Here is an 18,023-nt window from a genome sequence, read left to right as displayed (position 1 = left end):
GCGTTCAGCCCCCAGGAGTGCTCCAACTACTTCAGACATGCAGGTTATGGTTCAATTTAAAACTGACAGACTCTAGCGCTTTGTCTCTTTGTTTTGACGCATGTCGTTTTCGCAAAACCGCTGCGCACTTTTGCGCGACATGCTTTAGAACTTATAGCCGACGAGCACGCCTGCGCGCGTGAGGCCACTGTTCCAATCGCCGCAAAGCCCGGCATGGGACGAGTGCTCGACCTGAGCGATGACACGCCAGTTATCGTTTACGTTGACGCCTGCCGCCATGTATTCGTGGAACAGCGCATGGCAACCGAGATAGGGGCCACGTCCACCATCAAATCGAAGCTTGCCATCATTCACGCTCCCGCCGAAACCGGCTTCCAGGAAGAAGCGTTCGTTCAGATCGAAGGTCCAGGAAAAACCGGCATAGGCCTGGTTGGTTTCGCCAGCGGTACTGATGTCCGCACCGACATGGACACGGGGGCGGGCGAGCTTCTGCCATCCTTGTGCATTGTCATGATCCCACGGATCGAAGAACAGCATGCCGGTGACGAAGAACCCTTTCTCGTCGTTGCTGTATGTATTGTCGATTGCGCCGTAGGCTCCGAAGCGGGCTTCGTCGAAGAGGGGGCCGGCTCCAGGGGCGATTGCGGTATCTGCCGCCATCACCGGCGAACACAGTGCAAGCAGAATGGCAGTTGTTCCGATCAGGCTCGAAACCATCTTGTGCGTCATAGGTCTACCGCCCCTGTGGCCACCTTCAGTGAGGCAGCGAATCTCTGGAGTTAGATTAGGCGTTAGTTAACTATAGCAGCAAGCAGCCTTGAACGGACCGGAGTCCCGCTCGGGCGATTGTTCTCGAAGATCACATTTTTGCCACAACAGGGCGGGCGGTTCAGCAGTTTCTGCCGCCGTTTGCCCAGCGCACGACATCCTGCTTGATGCGGGCGCCTTGGGGCCCATCGGCAAGTGGGCCAAATGCGTCCAGCCGAGCGGGATTTCCCTCCGCCTGGACGACGAGAAGGGGTCTTGATTCGGGACTGTGGCGCGGCACCGCCAGAATACGGGGACGGCCGGAGAAGGAATTCAGTTCGGGCGCGAGACGATAATCCTTGAACGCCGCGTCTCCCGATTTGAACCAGCAGGAGTTGGCAGCAAGCGCTACCCTTTCCATGGTGGGCAGTGCAGCCCGGTTCTGGGGCTGAGGCTGTTGACGATCGGACTGGCAGGCCGTGAGCGCTGTTGCTGCCAGAATTGTCACGAGGCCGATCGTCAAATTATGCATCTGTCTTCTCGATATTTCTGGCGGTTGGTCAGGCAGCCGCGACGACTTCGAGAGCCGAGGCGAAGATGCCGCGTCCATCATTACCGCCATGGGCGGCTTCGATAAGATTTTCCGGGTGTGGCATCATGCCAAGCACATTGCCCCGCCTGTTTACAACACCAGCTATATCCGACAGAGAGCCGTTCGGGTTGGTGCCGTCGGCATAGCGGAAGACGATCTGATTGTTGTCTTCGAGCGACTTGAGCGTTTCGCTTTCCACGAAATAGTTGCCATCATGGTGAGCTACCGGGCAGCGAATGATCTGGCCCGTCTCGTAAGCGCGGGTGAAATCCGTATCGGCGTTAACGACCTCAAGCTTGATTTCCTTGCAGACGAACTTCAGCGAGACATTCCGCATCAGCGCACCGGGAAGCATGCCTGCTTCCACTAGGATCTGAAAACCATTACAGACCCCAAGCACCTTCACGCCAGCCTCGGCCTTGCGGCGGATAGCGTCCATGACAGGCATCCGGGCGGCGATTGCACCGCAGCGCAGATAGTCGCCGTAGGAGAAGCCGCCGGGAATGACGATCAGATCCACATCCGGGATATCCGTTTCCGTCTGCCATACGGTGACTGGCGCCTGACCGGAAATGCGCGTGAGAGCTGCAATCATGTCACGGTCGCGGTTCAGACCGGGCAATTGAACGACGGCGGATTTCATGGGCTTGACCTCAAAAGGCTTCGCGCAGAAGCGGTTGTTTTGAAAATTACCATGGTGCGGGCTGTCATGGCCTGAAGCCCGCACAATGTTCTCTCCGGACGATTGAAGGCGCCTGACAATCCAATCAGCTCAGGCTGATGGAGTAGTTCTCGATAACGGTGTTGGCCAACAGCTTTTCACACATGGCCTTGATCTCTTCCTCAGCCTTCGCACGATCAAGCGTTTCGACCTCGAGATCGAAAACTTTGCCCTGACGAACCTGATTGACACCTTCGAAACCGAGGCTTCCGAGTGCACCTTCAATGGCCTTGCCCTGCGGGTCCAGAACACCGTTCTTCAAAGTGACGGTAACACGTGCCTTGATCACTGCTTGCTCCCTGACGGCTTACTGTACGAGAACCGGACCCGTTCCGCGGATCGGCTCGTTTTCGTTGATGATTCCGAGACGGCGCGCAACTTCGGAATAGGCCTCCAGAAGGCCGCCCAGATCCCGGCGGAAGCGATCCTTGTCCATTTTTTCCCTGGTTTCGATGTCCCAGAGACGGCAGCTATCCGGCGAAATTTCATCCGCCAGAATGATGCGCATCATGTCGCCTTCGAACAGGCGTCCGCATTCGATCTTAAAATCGATCAGCTGGATACCAACGCCGAGGAAGAGACCGGATAGGAAGTCGTTCACGCGGATAGCAAGCGCCATGATGTCATCGAGCTCAGCCGGATTGGCCCAGCCAAAAGCGGTAATGTGCTCTTCGGAGACCATTGGGTCGGCGAGTGCATCAGATTTATAGTAGAATTCGATGATCGAACGGGGAAGAACAGTACCTTCTTCGATTCCAAGCCGCTGGGACAGCGAACCGGCAGCGACGTTTCGCACAACGATCTCTAGCGGAATGATCTCAACTTCACGGATCAGCTGTTCGCGCATGTTGAGGCGTCGAATGAAATGGGTCGGGATGCCGATCTTGTTCAGGTGGGTAAAGATATACTCTGAAATACGATTGTTGAGTACGCCCTTGCCATCGATAACCTCATGCTTCTTTTTGTTGAATGCAGTGGCATCGTCCTTGAAGAACTGAATCAGCGTACCTGGTTCTGGACCTTCATAGAGGATCTTGGCCTTGCCTTCGTAAATACGGCGGCGACGGTTCATGACATCTTGTCTCGTTGTTCGTGCGCAATGCGATGCGCTGTGGAATTGGATTGAGCGGTCCCATAACGGAATTTGTCTCGTTTCACAATGCGCGTGGATCTAGAACCGTTCTGTTGCTCGCCAATTGGAAGCATTTATTCACCGTGCCGTTACACGCTTCCGCAAATATTGGTGTGCATCATTCCATCAGCCTTCAATAATTCGCTTTTGAACGAAGGGCTGAAACAGGGGATGTTAATGATTACGATGCGTGACCGCGCCGAAGCGCTCGAAATGAAGTATACCCAGGAGCAAACTTGGCTTTTTCGCGCCGAAGCGCGTCGAAACAAGCTGATCGGCCTTTGGGCAGCAGAAACCATGGGAGCGCAGGATCCTTTGGGCTATGCAACTAATCTTGCGGAATGGGGTGTCGAGCATCCCACTGACATTCAGCTTATCGACAGATTGCGGCAAGACTTTACTGCTGCCAATGTCGTTTTGAATGAAGACGAAATCACATCGCGTATGCATGCACTCTTGATCGAAATCCTTGACGAGATGCGCACCTGATAAGCCTTTCCGAGGCAGCGGGAACGTTGCCTCGGCCTCCGATTCTGCGTCAGCGACACGCTGCTGCGTCGAAAACTGCATGGCGTCCCTTGCCACTGTGTTTGGCCTCATAAAGTGCAGTGTCCGCTTCTAGCAAAATCTGATGACCGTTGATTGAAGATCCCGATGCGTAGGCCACGCCGATGCTGGCACCGAATTGGCAGAGTTTGTCGCCATATCGGAATGGTCTGCTCATCGCTACAATGATTCTGTTAGCCAGAGCGGACAGTCTGTCGGGCGCTCCTGAAAAGGGCACCAACACCACGAATTCATCTCCGCCTGCACGCGCGACGAAGTTTCGTGCACCTGCAATTTCTCGCAACTGTTCAGCAGCATGCGAAAGGACCGCATCGCCGACGCTATGGCCGAAACCGTCATTGATCTGCTTAAAGCCGTCCAGATCTATATGCAGCAGACCGAGATGGCGATTTTTCCGACTACAACTTTTCGATAACCGGTCCAGGGCCAGATCGAGATAGCGTCGGTTTGGCAGTCCCGTCAGATAATCATGAAGAGCATTGTGCTCGATTTGATCGCGTGTTGCTTCCAGCTCTGCATTGCGCGCCTCTGCCAGACTTTTCGCTCTTTCCAGTTCCTGCTGCAGCATAACGTCGTGCGTCACGTCCCAGTTGGCGCCAACGAGTTTCGTATGACCGTCAACGTCCGTGAAGGTCATGCTACAGCTTTTGATAATTCGCTCCTCGCCTCCCGCAAGAATGATCCGATAGCGATCCCAGAAGCATCCCTCGTTCCCATGATGCGCTCTGACATTGGTCAGAACACGTTGCAGATCGTCAGGATGTAGGAAGCTCTCCCATGTTACGCCGAACCGAATCCTTTCATGCTTCGGGACACCGAAAATCTCATACATCCGGACATCCCAGTCCACTTCGCCGGCCGTCAAATCCGATTCGAAGACGCCGACGCCTGAAATGGCCAGCGCCATCTCCAGGCGGCGGGCAATCTTGGCCGCGCGATGTTCTGCATCCTTGCGAAGCGTAATGTCGTTGTCGGTGCCAACCACACGCATGGGGCGACCGTTTTCGTCACGGTCAATGCACGCGCCGCGGCACTCGATCCAGACCCAGTGACCGTCCTTATGACGCTCTCGGTATTCGAACACCTGGAAAGCCGGATCACCGGCCTCCTGGCGTTCCATGGCGTGGAGCGTGAACTCACGATCGTCCGGGTGCACCAGATTGAGCCAGGCTTCCTTGGAGGCGGGTAGGGGATCACCGGGAGACAGGCCGCGAATCCACCGCCAGATTGGCGAATAATACTTGCGACCTGCCCGATAATCGTGGTCCCAGACGCCGGATTCCGAACTGACGAGCGCACTGTTCCAGCGTGTTTCGCGCGCCACCAGGTCATCCACCATGAGCTTGTCGTCGGTAAAGTCGACAAGTTGCACCATGAGCAGGGTTGCATGCGGTGCGAGACCAAGCTGGAAAGGGCTGACGAAGGCCTTCGCCCAGCGAATACTCCCATCTGTCAATGGAACTCGAATCAGCGTCGAACGTGTGTTCTCAGGCGAAGCGTTCGCCGGTTTCTCGGAAAGCAGTGTCGAGACACCGACCAGATCGTCGCTATGAATGAGGGATGTCAGGTCCGAGACACTACGGGCAACCCACTGCTGTTTGAATGCTTGATTCGCATGAACGAAGCGCCCGGCGCCCGGCTCAACAACAGCTGTTGGCAGAGGAAGAGTATCGATGCAGGTCACATATGCAGCCAATTCGCCCTGGTTGAGAGAAATGGCCATCGTCTCAGATTTCATTCGCAGCCAACCCTAGCGTCGATGCCTTTATCAACGCTAGCAATTGCGTGTTAAACGTCTCTTAACATAACGCGCGATGGTTGTTGCGAAGGCAAAGGATCGAGGGCGGCATCCGTCAGAGCTTCAGCTTCGCCAGAAATTGGGCGAAGACCATCGTACCTTCAGGCCAGGGACCGTGCCCCGACTCTGCGTTGATGTGACCCGACTCGCCTGCATCGATCAGAAGCGAACCCCAGGCATTGCTGATGTCGTCGGCATGATCATAGCTGCCGAACGGGTCGTTGCGGCTTGCAATCGTCAGCGATGGGAACGGCAGAGGATCGCGTGGATAAGGCCCGAATGTCATCAGATGCTTCGGTCGGATCTCCGGATTGGTGACGTCCGGTGGTGCAACGAGAAAGGCGCCTGCGACTTTCTTGCGGAAATGAGGGATCGCATGAATGGCCGTCGGAACGCCTAGCGAATGGGCTACGATCACGACCGGACGCGTTGCAGCATTCACTTCCTCGACGATGCGAGCAACCCAGTCCTCGCGAACCGGCTTCGACCATTCGGCCTGCTCCACACGCCGTGCCGTTTGCAGTCGGCTCTGCCATCGGGTTTGCCAATGTTCCGGCCCTGAATTCGTGTAGCCAGGAACAATGAGAATATCTGCGTCTGATGCTTTCATGGCCCTTAATTGCGACTGACGAGCGGATGCGTCAAGCCCGGATCAGAGACCTTTTTTGTTTTAAATTATTACTGTTGCGAATGAAATTGTTATGTTAGCCTCACTTCGAGAATGAAGCTCACACTTCGAGGAGGAAAGTATGAAGTCAGTCATTTTCATGAGTGCGTCCTGCCTGACAGTTTTTGCTGCAACTGATGCCGCCTATGCTTTGACCTGTGCGGACCTGCCGAAGGGGGAGAGCTTTGTGGCAGGGCTCAACGTGACAGAGGTCGTTGCAACACCCGCTACAGACGAGGTGCCAGTTGCGCATTGCATCGTTCGTGGCTTGACCGGACAGCGAACAGGTGTAGACGGCAAGAGCTATGCGATCCGTTTCGAGCTGCGATTGCCAGACACCTGGAACGGACGTTTCGTTCACCAGTTCAACGGCGGCAATGATGGAGCCGTGGTTCCAGCCCTCGGCCCTGTCATGGGCGGAGATAAGAAACAGACGGCACTCTCTCGCGGCTATGCCGTCGTTTCCAGCGATGCAGGACATGACGGCAAGGCGTATGCCGAGCGAGGTATTGCCGGTGGCGCAGCCTTTGGCTTCGATCCGCAGGCTCGTATCGATTACGGTTATGGTGCCGTTGCCAAGCTGCAACCGCTGGCGCGCTCGGCTGTCGAGAAATATTACGGAAAGCCGGTTGCCTTTGCCTATGGCATGGGGTCATCCAATGGCGGACGGCATGCATTGGTGGCCGCGTCCCGCATGCCTGCAGCCTTCGACGGTCTGCTCGCCGGATATCCAGGCTTGAATCTGCCGAAAGCAGCGATCCAGCATGCTTGGGACGTACAAACTTGGGCAGGCGTAAACCAGGATATTGCCAAGGCCTTTACCCGAGACGACATGAACCTTCTGGCCAAAGGTATTCTGGCGGCCTGTGATATGGCTGACGGCGTAAAGGACGGCATCGTCTCCAATGCAGATGCCTGCGAAACAGAGTTCAAGCCGCAGGCGCTTCAATGCGCCAATGAAGGCGACAAGGAATGCCTGACGCCTGCGCAAGTTGCCGCACTAGTGAAAATCCAGGGCGGCCCGAAGAACAGCAAGGGAGAAGACCTCTACAGTTCCTGGACCTGGGATCCGGGTATGGCGTCTGGCAACTGGCGGGGCTGGAAGCTGGAAAGTGCCGTCGAAGCCTGGGGAAAGAAGCCGATTATTGGCGTCATGGGGTCGTCCTCGCTGGCACAGATCTTCATCACGCCACCCGTCAAGGTGGGCGGCACGCCGGATGAGCTTCAAAACTACCTGCTTAGGTTTGATTTCGACAAGGACGCACCAAAGATTTTCGCCTCCGAACTACCTTTCGCCGAATCCTCAGTGCAGTTCATGATACCGCCGGGCACGGAAAATCCGGATCTCATGGCGTTCAGGGATTCCGGGCACAAGATGCTCGTCTTTCATGGCAATGCCGATCCGGTGTTTTCGGTGGTCGATACGGTCAACTGGTATAAGAAGCTTGATCAGAACAACGGCGGCAAGGCCTCGGATTTCGCGCGCCTTTATAGGATTCCAGGCATGCCACATGGCGCTGGTGGGCCATCCTATGACGATTTCGACTTCTTCTCGCCGCTAGTGGCATGGGTTGAGCAGGGCAAGAAGCCCGAGAGCGTTGCTGCGGGCGTCACCCCCGACAACAAAGAAGCGGCTCATCTGGCGGGCTCGAGGTATGTCTATTGCCCTTACCCCAGCGTTACGGTTGCGTCGGGTGCGGCCGATGCTAAGGACGAAGGACGTTACACCTGCAAGTGAACTGTAGAAACTAAATCAGCCGGGGAAAGATCCCGGCTGGCTTGCCTTGAATGGAAGTGGCCCGGACTTATCCGAAGACGCGCTTGAAGATCGTGTCGACGTGCTTGGTGTGGTAGCCGAGATCAAACTTCTCGCGGATTGCTTCTTCAGGAAGTGCGGCACGGACTTCAGCATCGCCCAGCAATTCCTCCAGGAAATCGGCACCCTTTTCCCAGACCTTCATCGCATTGCGCTGGACCAGACGGTAGGAATCCTCACGTGATACACCGGCTTGCGTAAGGGCAAGCAGAACGCGCTGCGAGTGAACCAATCCACGGAACTTGTTGAGGTTCTTCAACATATTGTCCGGATAAATCACCAGCTTTTCGATGACACCTGCGAGACGGTTCAGCGCGAAATCCAGTGTGATCGTCGTGTCGGGACCGATGCCGCGCTCGACGGAAGAGTGGCTGATATCGCGCTCGTGCCACAGTGCAACATTTTCCATGGCAGGGGTTACGGCCATGCGCACGAGGCGGGCAAGACCGGTAAGGTTTTCCGTCAGAACGGGATTGCGCTTGTGCGGCATGGCCGAGGAGCCCTTCTGGCCGGGCGAGAAGAACTCTTCCGCCTCCAGAACTTCAGTGCGCTGCATGTGGCGAATTTCGATGGCTACGTTTTCAATCGACGATGCAATGACGCCGAGGGTGGCGAAGAACATGGCATGACGGTCACGCGGGATGACCTGCGTCGAAACCGGCTCCGGCGCAAGGCCGAGCTTGGCGCAGACATGTTCTTCCACGCGCGGATCGATGTTTGCAAAGGTACCGACCGCGCCAGAAATGGCGCCGGTTGCGATTTCCGCGCGGGCATTGACGAGACGGGCGCGGTTGCGGTCCATTTCGGCGTAGAAGCGCGCGAAGGTGAGGCCCATGGTGGTCGGTTCAGCATGGATGCCGTGGCTGCGACCGATGCGGATAGTATCCTTGTGCTCGAAGGCGCGTGTCTTCAAGGCCGTCAGGACGCGGTCCATGTCGGCAATCAGAAGATCCGCCGCACGGACGAGTTGGATGTTCAGCGTCGTATCCAGAACGTCAGACGAGGTCATGCCCTGATGGACGAAACGGCTGTCCGGGCCGATGAATTCCGCCAGATGCGTCAGGAAGGCGATGACGTCGTGCTTGGTAACGGCTTCAATTTCATCGATGCGAGCGACGTCGAATTCCGCAGCGCCACCTTTTTCCCAGATGGTCCTGGCGGATTCCTTCGGAATAACGCCGAGATCTGCGAGGGCATCACAGGCGTGAGCCTCGATTTCGAACCAGATGCGAAACTTGGTTTCAGGGGACCAGATGGCGACCATCTCTGGCCGGGAATAGCGCGGGATCATCGAAGCTCTTTCCTTACGGCTGTCAAAGTTGGCCCGCTTTACCAAAGGCGGCAGGTAATCTCAACGCACGGAGCGAACAAGAATGGCCGCTGCACCAAGTAAAAGGGGCATTCCCAGCGGAAAATAGTAACGAAGACCGATAACGAGGAACTGGTACACGGCAGATGCCGATGTGAACAGGAACTGAAGTATCCAGATCCTGGTGAACGCATGCTCGTGCCATTGGGCATAGAAGCTGCGATATTGGAGTGCGAAAAGGCCGGAGGTCACTGCGACAGTGGCTGCGGCGAGCAGCGTGACCGCAAACAGGTAGAGCAGCCATTTTCTCCAGACCAGCCGCCGTACGCCGTAGAGACCAACGGCGGCAACAAGCCAGCCGGACGATGCGCCGACGCCATAGAGAACTATGAGGTCAGAGAGGTGGAAGCCCTGAAAGCGCTCCAAGCTAAACATCTGCCATGCTATGAGGGCAGAACAGCAGGCGCCCCACAAGAGCGCGAAGCCGAGATTGGTTACAGCCGATGAGACGAGGCTGACGCGCGGCATTCGGTTTGCGTCAGCCTTCGTCATGTTTTTCTTATGCTCCAGCAGCTGACCGAAGGGCGGAAATATTGGCAGAATAGCTCTCGACGCTATTGCCCTTGAATACCGCAGAACCCGCCACGAAGACATTGGCGCCAGCCGTCGTGGCTGCGCCGATTGTCTCTGCTGTAATGCCGCCATCAACCTGGATGTCGATCGGACGGTTGCCAATTAACGCGCGCGCGGCACGGATTTTCTCGTTCATCGCCGGAATGAATTTCTGTCCGCCGAAGCCGGGATTGACGCTCATGATCAGGATCAGGTCCACGTCGTCCAGCACGTTTTCCAGCACGGACAGGGGAGTTGCCGGGTTCAGCGTGACGCCGACCTTCTTGCCGAGGCCGCGAATGGTTTGCAGCGAGCGATGCAGGTGCGGGCTGGCTTCTGCGTGCACCGTAATGCTGTCGCAGCCAGCCTTGGCGAAGGCCTCGAGATAGGGGTCGGCGGGGGCGATCATCAGATGGCAGTCGAAATAGGCATCCGTGTGCGGGCGCAGCGATTTGATCACATCCGGACCGAAAGAAATATTGGGCACGAAGTGTCCGTCCATGACATCGAGATGGATCCAGTCGGCGCCTGCCGCCACGACATCACGCACTTCCTGCCCGAGTTTGGAAAAATCGGCAGCCAGAACCGAAGGGGCAATAAGAACAGGGGCAGACATCAGGATCCTCCAGAAGAATGTATGCCGCGCCTCTAGCACCACAGCAAGACCGGCACAATTACCGGATTTAGCAGGGACGCTGCTACTCGGTCGGCGTCTGCTCCATGGTCCATCCGTTCTGGCGCCAGGTTTGCAGTGTGAACAGGTTCTGCTTCAATTCGCCATTGTTCTGGAAAGCAACGGGGCCGATCGCGCTTTGAACGGTTTCTTGCCGCAGGGTATCTGTCAGTGAGAGTGCGCGGGTTTGAGCGGCGTTGAGCGCTTGCTCGGCCACCTGCACTGCGGCATAGGCGGGCAGGGTGTAGCCATCAGGATCGACGCCCGCGACGCGCAGGATTGAAACGGCGCCATCGGCGTCGACTTCCTTGCTGAAATCGGGAAGTGCTACGGCCATGACGCCTTCCGGGAGGCTGACGGGCCGGTTGGCCGCGCGCATCACATCCCCGCCGACGAAGGTCAGTTTCGCGCCGTCCTTTTCCGCGTCTCTCGCCATCACGGCAATGTCTGTGCGATCTCCTCCGACAATGACCCGCGCTGCTTCTGCTTTGGCCAATCTTCGAACGAGAGACAGCTGTTGTTCCTGACCGGGCCGGAAAGTATCGACGAAGACCGGCTTTATGCCTCCAGCCTCGATCCTGCTACGAACCGCGGCGATCAGGTCACGTGCGTAGATCGTGCCATCGTCGATGAGCGCTATCGGCTGGTTCTGCCACCGTCCGAGGATAATGTCCGACAGGGCTGCGGCTTCCTGGCCTTCCGTGGGCGCAAGGCGAAAGAACGACCAGCCGTAGCGTTGCGCGTCTTCCGATAGAATACGCGAGCGAACGGAGACCGTGATTGCAGGGATCCCGGTTCCTTTCAGCAAAGGCAGCGCATCCGTCAGTGTTTCGACGCAGAGAAAGCCGATGGCGATGCTGACGCCTTGTGTCTTTAGTTGCTCCGCGACCTGTTTGCCGCTGCCGGGCTCGCATGTTTCCGGCACGACGACGATCTGGTTGCCATCGCCGACCGCCGCGCTTGCACCATGCTGGATCTGTTCACCGAGCCGGGCATAGGGTCCAGACGTCGGAGCTACGACGCCGATAACCGCTGCCGAGACCGGTTGCGCAAGAAGCGCGCAAAGAGCCGCAGACAGGATAGCACTGAGACGGATAACGGAAGAGTGGCGCATGAGTGACATTTATCCGTTCACCAAGGCGCGTCAAAGACTTTTGCGTATTAACTTCAACTCACGTGTCGGCATTGCGTGGAAAACTGCAAGCAGGTTATCCATATGCGAGAGATCACACGGCTGCAGGCCGGGGAGAAGATGTGTGGATATTTCCGAAAGACTGGCCGCTGAAGCGATCGATCCTGCACGCTATCGGGATGGCATGGCGCGATATGCCGGGCATGTTCAGGCCGTCACGACTGAGTGGGAAGGGGTGCGGCGTGGTGTGACTGCGACCGCTGCGTGCTCGATTTCTGATAGTCCCGCGACAGTGTTGGCTTGCCTTAATGCAGACAATGCCAAGAACGAGATTTTCGAGAAGAGCGGGCGTTTCGTTCTAAATGCGCTTGCCGTTCACCATCAACCGCTGGCGCGGGCGCTTGCTGGTTTCGAGAACCTGCCGAACGACCAGAGATTTGCGCTGGGTGACTGGATGGAGCTCACCACAGGTGCACCGGTCCTTTCGGACGCGCTTGCGGCTTTCGATTGCCGTCTGGTGGAGGTGCGCCGTATCGCGACCCATTTCGTCATGATCGGCACCGTCGTCGGTTTGCATCTTGGGCCTGCGAACCCTCCGTTGATCTATCTGGACCGTGCGTTCCACTCGCTGTAGCATCCTCTGAAACATGGGGAGGAACCATGCCAGATAGTACCGCGATACCCACGCCCTCTTCAATCGAGGAGACAATCAGCCTTCTGGCGCAGCAGGATTATCTGGCTGGACGAAGCCTCGGAACAGTCGTGTTTCTGGCTCTCCGGATGAAGCGTCCGCTTTTTCTCGAGGGTGAGGCGGGTGTTGGCAAGACCGAGATTGCCAAGGCGTTGGCGAAAGGGTTGAACCGGCCGCTGATCCGTATGCAGTGCTACGAAGGTCTCGATGTTTCGTCTGCGGTCTATGAGTGGAATTATCCGGCGCAGATGCTCGATATCCGCCTGTCGGAAGCGGCGGGTCTGGACGATCGCGACAGGATCGAATCGAGCCTTTATTCCGAGCGCCATCTGATCCGTCGGCCCGTGCTGCAGGCTTTGGCGCAGGCGGGGGAGGTTGCCCCCGTCTTCCTGATCGACGAACTCGACCGAACCGACGAAGCCTTCGAAGCGTTTTTGCTGGAGGTTCTTTCCGATTTTCAGGTGACCATTCCCGAACTCGGTACGATCAAGGCTAGCGAGCCGCCCATCGTCATCATCACCACCAACCGTACCCGCGAGATCCATGACGCCCTGAAGCGGCGCTGCCTCTATCACTGGGTCGACTATCCGGACGCTGAGCAGGAACTTGCCATTCTGCGTCGCAAGCTGCCCCATGCCGCTGAGGCACTGTCGCGTGAGGTCGTGGCCTACGTTCAAAAGCTAAGGACGATCGATCTGTTCAAGAATCCCGGCATCGCGGAGACGATCGACTGGGCGACAGCACTGACGGAACTCGATCGGATTGGGCTCGACCCCGAAACGATCGCCGATACGCTTGGAACACTGCTCAAGTATCAGGATGATATCGCGCGCATGAAAGAGGGTGAAGGGGTGAGGCTTCTGTCTGAAGTGAAGGCCGAACTGCTGGCTGCGGGTTGAGCGATGATTGGCCCTAACGGCAGCGATGGTGCGATCTTGCCTCTGCTACCGGTGGGGGACGGAAAGCTGGCCGAAAACATTGCCCATTTTGCTCGCGTTTTGCGACGGGCAGGGCTGAAGACCTCACCTCAATCCACGATGGATGCGGTGGAAGCGGTGCAGGCAATCGGTCTTGGATCAAGGCAGGAGTTCAAGGCCGTTCTGGCGGCGATCTTCGTGAAGCGTCGCGAGGATATTCCGGTTTTCGACGAAACCTTCGGCATCTTCTGGCGCCGTCGCGATCTCGTGGAAAAATTGATCCAGATGATGTCGCCGAAGATTGCCGATCATCGTGAGAAGGAAAAACCGAGGCCTGCCGCCGCGAGAGTGAGCGATGCACTGACCGCCAACAGACAGAGGCCGGCAAAACAGGAGGTCCGCGATGAGATCGAGACGGATGCACGTTTCACCGCTTCGTTTTCCGAAGTGCTGCGGAAAATGGATTTCGCGCAGATGAATGCCGCCGAACTGAAGCAGGCGCGGCAAGTTATATCCGGGCTCGTCATGCCGTTGCAGACGGTGCCGACACGAAGGTTCCAGCCCAGTCGGCAACCGCGTAGGATCGATGCACGCGCCACCCTGCGCCATGCCATGCGAAGCGGGGGCGACCTGCTGCTGCCGAAATTCAAGACGGTGCGCAGGCGTGAGCCGCCCTTGGTCGTTCTGGCGGATATTTCTGGCTCCATGAGCCAGTATACCCGCATCTTCCTGCATTTCTGTCACGCATTGATGGAGCGTCGGCGGCGGATGCATGTCTTCCTGTTTGGCACGCGGCTGACAAATGTGACCCGGAGCTTGAAGCATCGTGACCCTGATGAGGCTCTGGCTGCCTGCACTGCCTCTGTCTCCGACTGGTCAGGTGGGACGCGGATAGGGCCAGCGCTTGCCCGGTTCAACAAGGATTGGAGCCGGCGTGTCATGAGCGGTGGCGCGGTCGTCTTGCTGATCACGGACGGATTGGAGCGGGACGATGTGGGTGAGTTGTCTAGACAAGTAGACAGGTTGCGTCGGAGCGCTCGTCGGCTCATCTGGCTAAACCCTTTGCTGCGCTTTGACGGCTTCGAGGCAAAGGCCAAAGGTGTGCGCGCCATGTTGCCGCATGTGGACGAATTCAGGGCGGCGCACAATATAAGCTCAATCAGCGAACTTGCAGAAGCACTCAACGGACAAGGTTTCAACCGAGATCATGATCCCCGCCGCTTCCTGGAAAGGAACCACCAGCATGTCAGCCGCATCCCTTGATCCTCTCACTCTTGCCGAAACCTGGAAAGCGGAAGGTCGCGATGTGGCGATTGCGACCGTCATCGAAACCTGGGGTTCGGCGCCGCGTCCCGTTGGCAGTCACCTCATCATCGATGCGGAGGGTAATTTCGAGGGCTCGGTTTCCGGTGGCTGTGTCGAAGGGGCCGTGATCACTGAGGCTCTGGACGTGCTTGAGGCGGGAACGCCAAAGCTGCTGGAATTTGGCGTGGCGGACGAAACCGCATGGCGCGTCGGCCTATCATGTGGTGGGCGTATCCGCGTCTATGTGGAGAAGCTTAACTGATGCAGATCGAAGTTCTCAAACAGGTGAATTCTGCGCGGCAGGCCCGTCAGGCCGTCGTCATCGTAACGGATCTGGCCGCAGGTTCGACCATAGTTTTTACCGAAGGTCAGCCGGTGCCGGAGTGTTTGCGCGATGTGGTGGGTAAAGCTCTGCAAACGGGGAAATCCGGCTTGGCAGAGGCGGATGGCGCTCAGGTTTTCCTGAATGTCTACCTGCCGCCGCCGCGTATCGTCGCCATCGGTGCCGTACACATCACACAGGCTCTGGCGCGTCTGGCGCCGATGATGAATTTCGACCTGTCGATCATCGATCCCCGCACGGCTTTCGCCACGCCGGAGCGTTTCGAAGGTGTCGACCTGATCGCCGACTGGCCGGAGGACGTGCTGAAGGATCGCGGGCTTGACGCCTATACAGCGCTTGTAGCCGTGACGCACGATCCGAAAATCGATGACTATCCAATCGCGGACGCTTTGCGCAGCCGATGCTTCTATGTCGGGGCGCTCGGCAGTCGCAAGACCCATGCTAAGCGCATCGAGCGATTGAAGGAGGTGGGACTCAGTGACGAAGACATTTCATCAATCCGTGCGCCCATCGGTCTTGATATCGGTGCTTCCAGCCCGGAAGAGATTGCACTCGCCATCATGGCGGAGATCGTGCAGGCCTTTCGTCGGCGTCCTATCTCCGGGCAAAGCGCATGAAATTCGGTCCGGTTGCGGTTGACGATGCGCAGGGAGCAATTCTCGCACACAGCATGATGGTAGCGACAGGCAGGCTGCAAAAAGGGCGGCGCCTGTCGGCCAATGATGTCGAGGCACTTCGCGATCACGGTGTGAAGCATGTGATCGTTGCCCGCCTCGATGATGACGATCTGACGGAGGACGAGGCGGCAGAACAGCTCGCTCGTCTTCTTCAACGGGAGAACCTGCGGCTCTCTCCGGCGGCGACCGGACGGGTTAATGTCTACGCGACCCGTAGCGGTCTGTTCCGCGCTGATAAGCAGCTCGTGGACCGTTTCAATCGCGTTGATCCGGCAATCACATTGGCGTGCCTGAAGGACTTCAGCCAGGTCTCGGATGGCGATATGGTCGCGACAATCAAGATCATACCGCTCGGTGTCAGCAAGTGTCTCGTGGATCAGGCAGCAGAGATTCTCACCCTTGCCGGCGCGGTCACCGTTCATGCCTTCCAACCGCATTCCGTCGCTCTCATTCAGACGCAACTGCCGTCGGTAAAGCCATCGGTCCTCGACAAAACCGTGCAGGTTCTGCGACGACGTCTGGCGCCGTCCGGCAGCGTCATCGTCTCCGAACGTCGGGTAGTCCACGAGGAGAATGCTGTCTTGCGTGCCATCCTGGACGCCGAACGTGAGTTCGACGGCAGCGGACCGCGCATGATCATTCTGTTCGGAGCGTCGGCTGTCTGTGATGCCGAGGACGTGCTTCCGAACGCATTGCGGCTGGCAGGCGGTGCGGTGGATCACGTCGGCTTACCGGTCGATCCCGGTAATTTGCTGGTTCTTGGACACAAGGCAGATTCAGCCATTATCGTCGCGCCGGGATGCGCACGTTCGCCCAAGGAAAATGCCTTTGACTGGGTTCTGGATCGAATACTGGCAGGACAGCCGCCGACGCCGGACGACCTGATGGGGCTTGGCGTGGGAGGGCTGCTTATGGAAATACCAAGTCGACCGCAACCCAGGGAGCTTGCAGGTCATGCGCAGAGGCTGCAGCTGGGCGTCGTGCTGCTTGCGGCCGGTCAGGCGCGGCGCATGGCGGGGGCAGGGCACAAGTTGCTGGCAGAATTTGACGGCGTTCCACTGGTCCGAAGGATGGCAGACCGGGCGGTTGAGGCCGGTATCGGCTCTGTTGCGGTGGTAACAGGCTATCGCGCCACCGATGTTAACGCTGCGCTTGAGGGACTGGACGTCGAAATCCTTCATAACGAATTGTTCGAAACGGGAATGGCGAGTTCGATCAAGTGCGGGCTTTCCTCTGCGTCCCGTCAACAGTGTGATGGTCTGATGGTCGTGCTTGCGGATATGCCCGGCATCACCAGCGACGATCTCAAGGCCTTAGCTGATGCCTTCGTTCAGGCGGAGGGGCGTGCCATTGTTCGCGCTGTGGCGTCCGGCAAACGCGGCAATCCGGTCATATTGCCACGAGCGACCTTCGACGATCTTGAACTCCTGGACGGAGATGTGGGTGCGCGGCACGTTATCGAGACTTGTGGCCTGCCGATCATTGACGTGGAGCTTGGTGCGTCTGCCCATCTTGATGTCGACACTCCGGAGGCTGTCGAGCAGGCTGGCGGGATTTTGAAGGGATAGATCGCAATGGATAATGAGGCGATCGAGGAAATGTTCGAGGCGGTTTCGCCGATCTCGATCCGAAGGATGTTCGGCGGCAAGGGAATTTACCGCGATGGCGTTATCTTCGCGCTGGAACTTGGCGACGAGATCCTTTTGAAGGCCGACACGGAAACGGCTCCGCTGTTCAGCGCTGCGGGAGCGCGCCAATGGACCTATGAAGGCAAGAAGGGCAAGCCTGTCCTAATGCCCTATTGGTCAGTGCCGGATGAGGCGCTGGATGATCCCGACGAGATGGCGAAGTGGGCGCGTCTGGCCTGCGAAGCCGGTTTCAGGACTGCCAAGAAGTAGCTCGGTTGCTCATTTCAAGAATCTGATTGCGTCCCGCGTAAAGGCGGAGAGCGGCTCGGGCAACGTATCCAAAGAGAACCAACCGAATTCCGAAAGCTTGTCCGGCTCTGTCAGTCGCGGTTCACCAGTGAAGTCATCCGTCCGATAGATCACCGATACCCAATGCTGCCGGTCTGCCTGGATGATCTGTTCCGACAGGCACAGAAAATCGACAGAATGGATTGTCAGCCCGGTTTCCTCCTCCGCCTCGCGGCGGGCAGCGTCAGCCGAGTGTTCGAGATGATCGACCTTGCCACCGACTATGTTCCAGAAACCGGCTTCAGGCGCACGAAGACGCTTGTACAAAAGAACATGGCCATCCGCATTGCGGATGACCAATCCTGTACCGACGCCCGGAAAATCCACGCCGGGGCGTAATGTCATGAG

General features: G+C 57.5%; 21 protein-coding genes. 9 read left to right on the top strand and 12 right to left on the bottom strand.

Translation table 11 applies throughout. The features are described from left to right. Positions 1-144: 144 nt before the first annotated feature. The 5 genes from MUU53_RS17460 to purC all read right to left on the bottom strand — a co-directional run bounded on the left by MUU53_RS17460 (position 145) and on the right by purC (position 3,132). A complete protein-coding gene (locus MUU53_RS17460; RefSeq protein ID WP_247262043.1) occupies positions 145-729 on the bottom strand; it encodes an acyloxyacyl hydrolase in 585 nt (194 codons plus the stop codon). Between the two features lie 160 nt (positions 730-889). Further along, positions 890-1,279, bottom strand: coding sequence for a hypothetical protein (locus MUU53_RS17455; protein WP_247262042.1), 390 nt, complete (start codon positions 1,277-1,279; stop codon positions 890-892). A 28-nt stretch (positions 1,280-1,307) separates the two neighbouring features. Next, positions 1,308-1,982, bottom strand: a complete 675-nt coding sequence (gene purQ / locus MUU53_RS17450) for a phosphoribosylformylglycinamidine synthase subunit PurQ (protein ID WP_247262041.1) — start codon at positions 1,980-1,982, stop codon at positions 1,308-1,310. Positions 1,983-2,106: 124 nt separating this feature from the next. Further along, positions 2,107-2,349 carry a phosphoribosylformylglycinamidine synthase subunit PurS gene (gene purS, locus MUU53_RS17445; protein ID WP_247262040.1) on the bottom strand — a complete coding sequence of 81 codons (243 nt, stop codon included), beginning with the start codon at positions 2,347-2,349 and terminating at the stop codon, positions 2,107-2,109. An 18-nt stretch (positions 2,350-2,367) separates the two neighbouring features. Next, positions 2,368-3,132, bottom strand: a complete 765-nt coding sequence (gene purC / locus MUU53_RS17440) for a phosphoribosylaminoimidazolesuccinocarboxamide synthase (RefSeq protein WP_247262039.1) — start codon at positions 3,130-3,132, stop codon at positions 2,368-2,370. 171 nt (positions 3,133-3,303) lie between these two features. Between purC and MUU53_RS17435 the strand changes: the two genes are divergently transcribed. After that, positions 3,304-3,681, top strand: coding sequence for a DUF1476 domain-containing protein (locus MUU53_RS17435; RefSeq protein WP_247262038.1), 378 nt, complete (start codon positions 3,304-3,306; stop codon positions 3,679-3,681). A gap of 49 nt (positions 3,682-3,730) precedes the next feature. Here MUU53_RS17435 and MUU53_RS17430 read toward each other — a convergent pair whose 3' ends face one another. Beyond that, positions 3,731-5,497: a sensor domain-containing protein gene (locus MUU53_RS17430; RefSeq protein ID WP_247262037.1), complete on the bottom strand. Its 1,767-nt coding sequence runs from the start codon at positions 5,495-5,497 to the stop codon at positions 3,731-3,733. Between the two features lie 115 nt (positions 5,498-5,612). Continuing rightward, positions 5,613-6,167, bottom strand: a complete 555-nt coding sequence (locus tag MUU53_RS17425; RefSeq protein ID WP_247262036.1) for an RBBP9/YdeN family alpha/beta hydrolase — start codon at positions 6,165-6,167, stop codon at positions 5,613-5,615. A 139-nt stretch (positions 6,168-6,306) separates the two neighbouring features. On the opposite strand from MUU53_RS17425, the gene MUU53_RS17420 reads away from it, so the two are divergent. Further along, positions 6,307-7,962, top strand: coding sequence for a tannase/feruloyl esterase family alpha/beta hydrolase (locus MUU53_RS17420; RefSeq protein ID WP_247262035.1), 1,656 nt, complete (start codon positions 6,307-6,309; stop codon positions 7,960-7,962). A 67-nt stretch (positions 7,963-8,029) separates the two neighbouring features. Here the strand turns inward: MUU53_RS17420 and purB are convergent, their stop codons facing one another. The 4 genes from purB to MUU53_RS17400 form a co-directional block, all read right to left on the bottom strand. Beyond that, positions 8,030-9,331, bottom strand: a complete 1,302-nt coding sequence (gene purB, locus MUU53_RS17415) for an adenylosuccinate lyase (RefSeq protein WP_247262034.1) — start codon at positions 9,329-9,331, stop codon at positions 8,030-8,032. A 60-nt stretch (positions 9,332-9,391) separates the two neighbouring features. Next, positions 9,392-9,901, bottom strand: a complete 510-nt coding sequence (locus tag MUU53_RS17410; protein WP_247262033.1) for a hypothetical protein — start codon at positions 9,899-9,901, stop codon at positions 9,392-9,394. 7 nt (positions 9,902-9,908) lie between these two features. After that, positions 9,909-10,577, bottom strand: a complete 669-nt coding sequence (gene rpe / locus MUU53_RS17405; protein ID WP_247262032.1) for a ribulose-phosphate 3-epimerase — start codon at positions 10,575-10,577, stop codon at positions 9,909-9,911. 82 nt (positions 10,578-10,659) lie between these two features. Continuing rightward, the gene (locus tag MUU53_RS17400) at positions 10,660-11,748 is read right to left on the bottom strand and encodes a branched-chain amino acid ABC transporter substrate-binding protein (RefSeq protein ID WP_247262031.1); all 1,089 of its coding nucleotides are present in this window, start codon (positions 11,746-11,748) and stop codon (positions 10,660-10,662) included. 202 nt (positions 11,749-11,950) lie between these two features. Between MUU53_RS17400 and MUU53_RS17395 the strand changes: the two genes are divergently transcribed. The 7 genes from MUU53_RS17395 to MUU53_RS17365 are packed head-to-tail and all read left to right on the top strand — an operon-like array spanning position 11,951 to position 17,597. Further along, positions 11,951-12,400 carry a flavin reductase family protein gene (locus MUU53_RS17395; protein WP_156379178.1) on the top strand — a complete coding sequence of 150 codons (450 nt, stop codon included), beginning with the start codon at positions 11,951-11,953 and terminating at the stop codon, positions 12,398-12,400. Between the two features lie 26 nt (positions 12,401-12,426). Next, positions 12,427-13,356 carry an AAA family ATPase gene (locus tag MUU53_RS17390; protein ID WP_247262030.1) on the top strand — a complete coding sequence of 310 codons (930 nt, stop codon included), beginning with the start codon at positions 12,427-12,429 and terminating at the stop codon, positions 13,354-13,356. A gap of 3 nt (positions 13,357-13,359) precedes the next feature. Then, on the top strand, positions 13,360-14,637 hold the full coding sequence (locus tag MUU53_RS17385; RefSeq protein WP_247262029.1) for a vWA domain-containing protein: 1,278 nt from the start codon (positions 13,360-13,362) through the stop codon (positions 14,635-14,637). Continuing rightward, entirely contained in the window at positions 14,618-14,941 is a 324-nt protein-coding gene (locus tag MUU53_RS17380) for an XdhC family protein (RefSeq protein ID WP_062554328.1), read from the top strand. Before MUU53_RS17385 ends, MUU53_RS17380 begins: the two co-directional genes overlap by 20 nt. Beyond that, the gene (locus MUU53_RS17375) at positions 14,941-15,639 is read left to right on the top strand and encodes an XdhC family protein (protein ID WP_247262028.1); all 699 of its coding nucleotides are present in this window, start codon (positions 14,941-14,943) and stop codon (positions 15,637-15,639) included. Before MUU53_RS17380 ends, MUU53_RS17375 begins: the two co-directional genes overlap by 1 nt. Further along, positions 15,636-17,267 (top strand): NTP transferase domain-containing protein, encoded by a 1,632-nt coding sequence (locus MUU53_RS17370; protein ID WP_247262027.1) that lies wholly within the window; start codon positions 15,636-15,638, stop codon positions 17,265-17,267. The genes MUU53_RS17375 and MUU53_RS17370 overlap by 4 nt, the downstream gene beginning before the upstream one ends. A gap of 6 nt (positions 17,268-17,273) precedes the next feature. Further along, the gene (locus MUU53_RS17365) at positions 17,274-17,597 is read left to right on the top strand and encodes a TfoX/Sxy family protein (protein WP_247262026.1); all 324 of its coding nucleotides are present in this window, start codon (positions 17,274-17,276) and stop codon (positions 17,595-17,597) included. A 9-nt stretch (positions 17,598-17,606) separates the two neighbouring features. On the opposite strand, the gene MUU53_RS17360 is transcribed toward MUU53_RS17365, so the two are convergent. After that, a complete protein-coding gene (locus MUU53_RS17360) occupies positions 17,607-18,020 on the bottom strand; it encodes an NUDIX domain-containing protein (protein WP_247262025.1) in 414 nt (137 codons plus the stop codon). Positions 18,021-18,023: the final 3 nt, after the last annotated feature.

Origin of the sequence: Affinirhizobium lemnae (assembly GCF_022968395.1) — a bacterium.
Taxonomy (GTDB): Bacteria; Pseudomonadota; Alphaproteobacteria; order Rhizobiales; family Rhizobiaceae; genus Neorhizobium; species Neorhizobium lemnae.
This window is presented reverse-complemented; position numbering and strand designations above follow the sequence as displayed.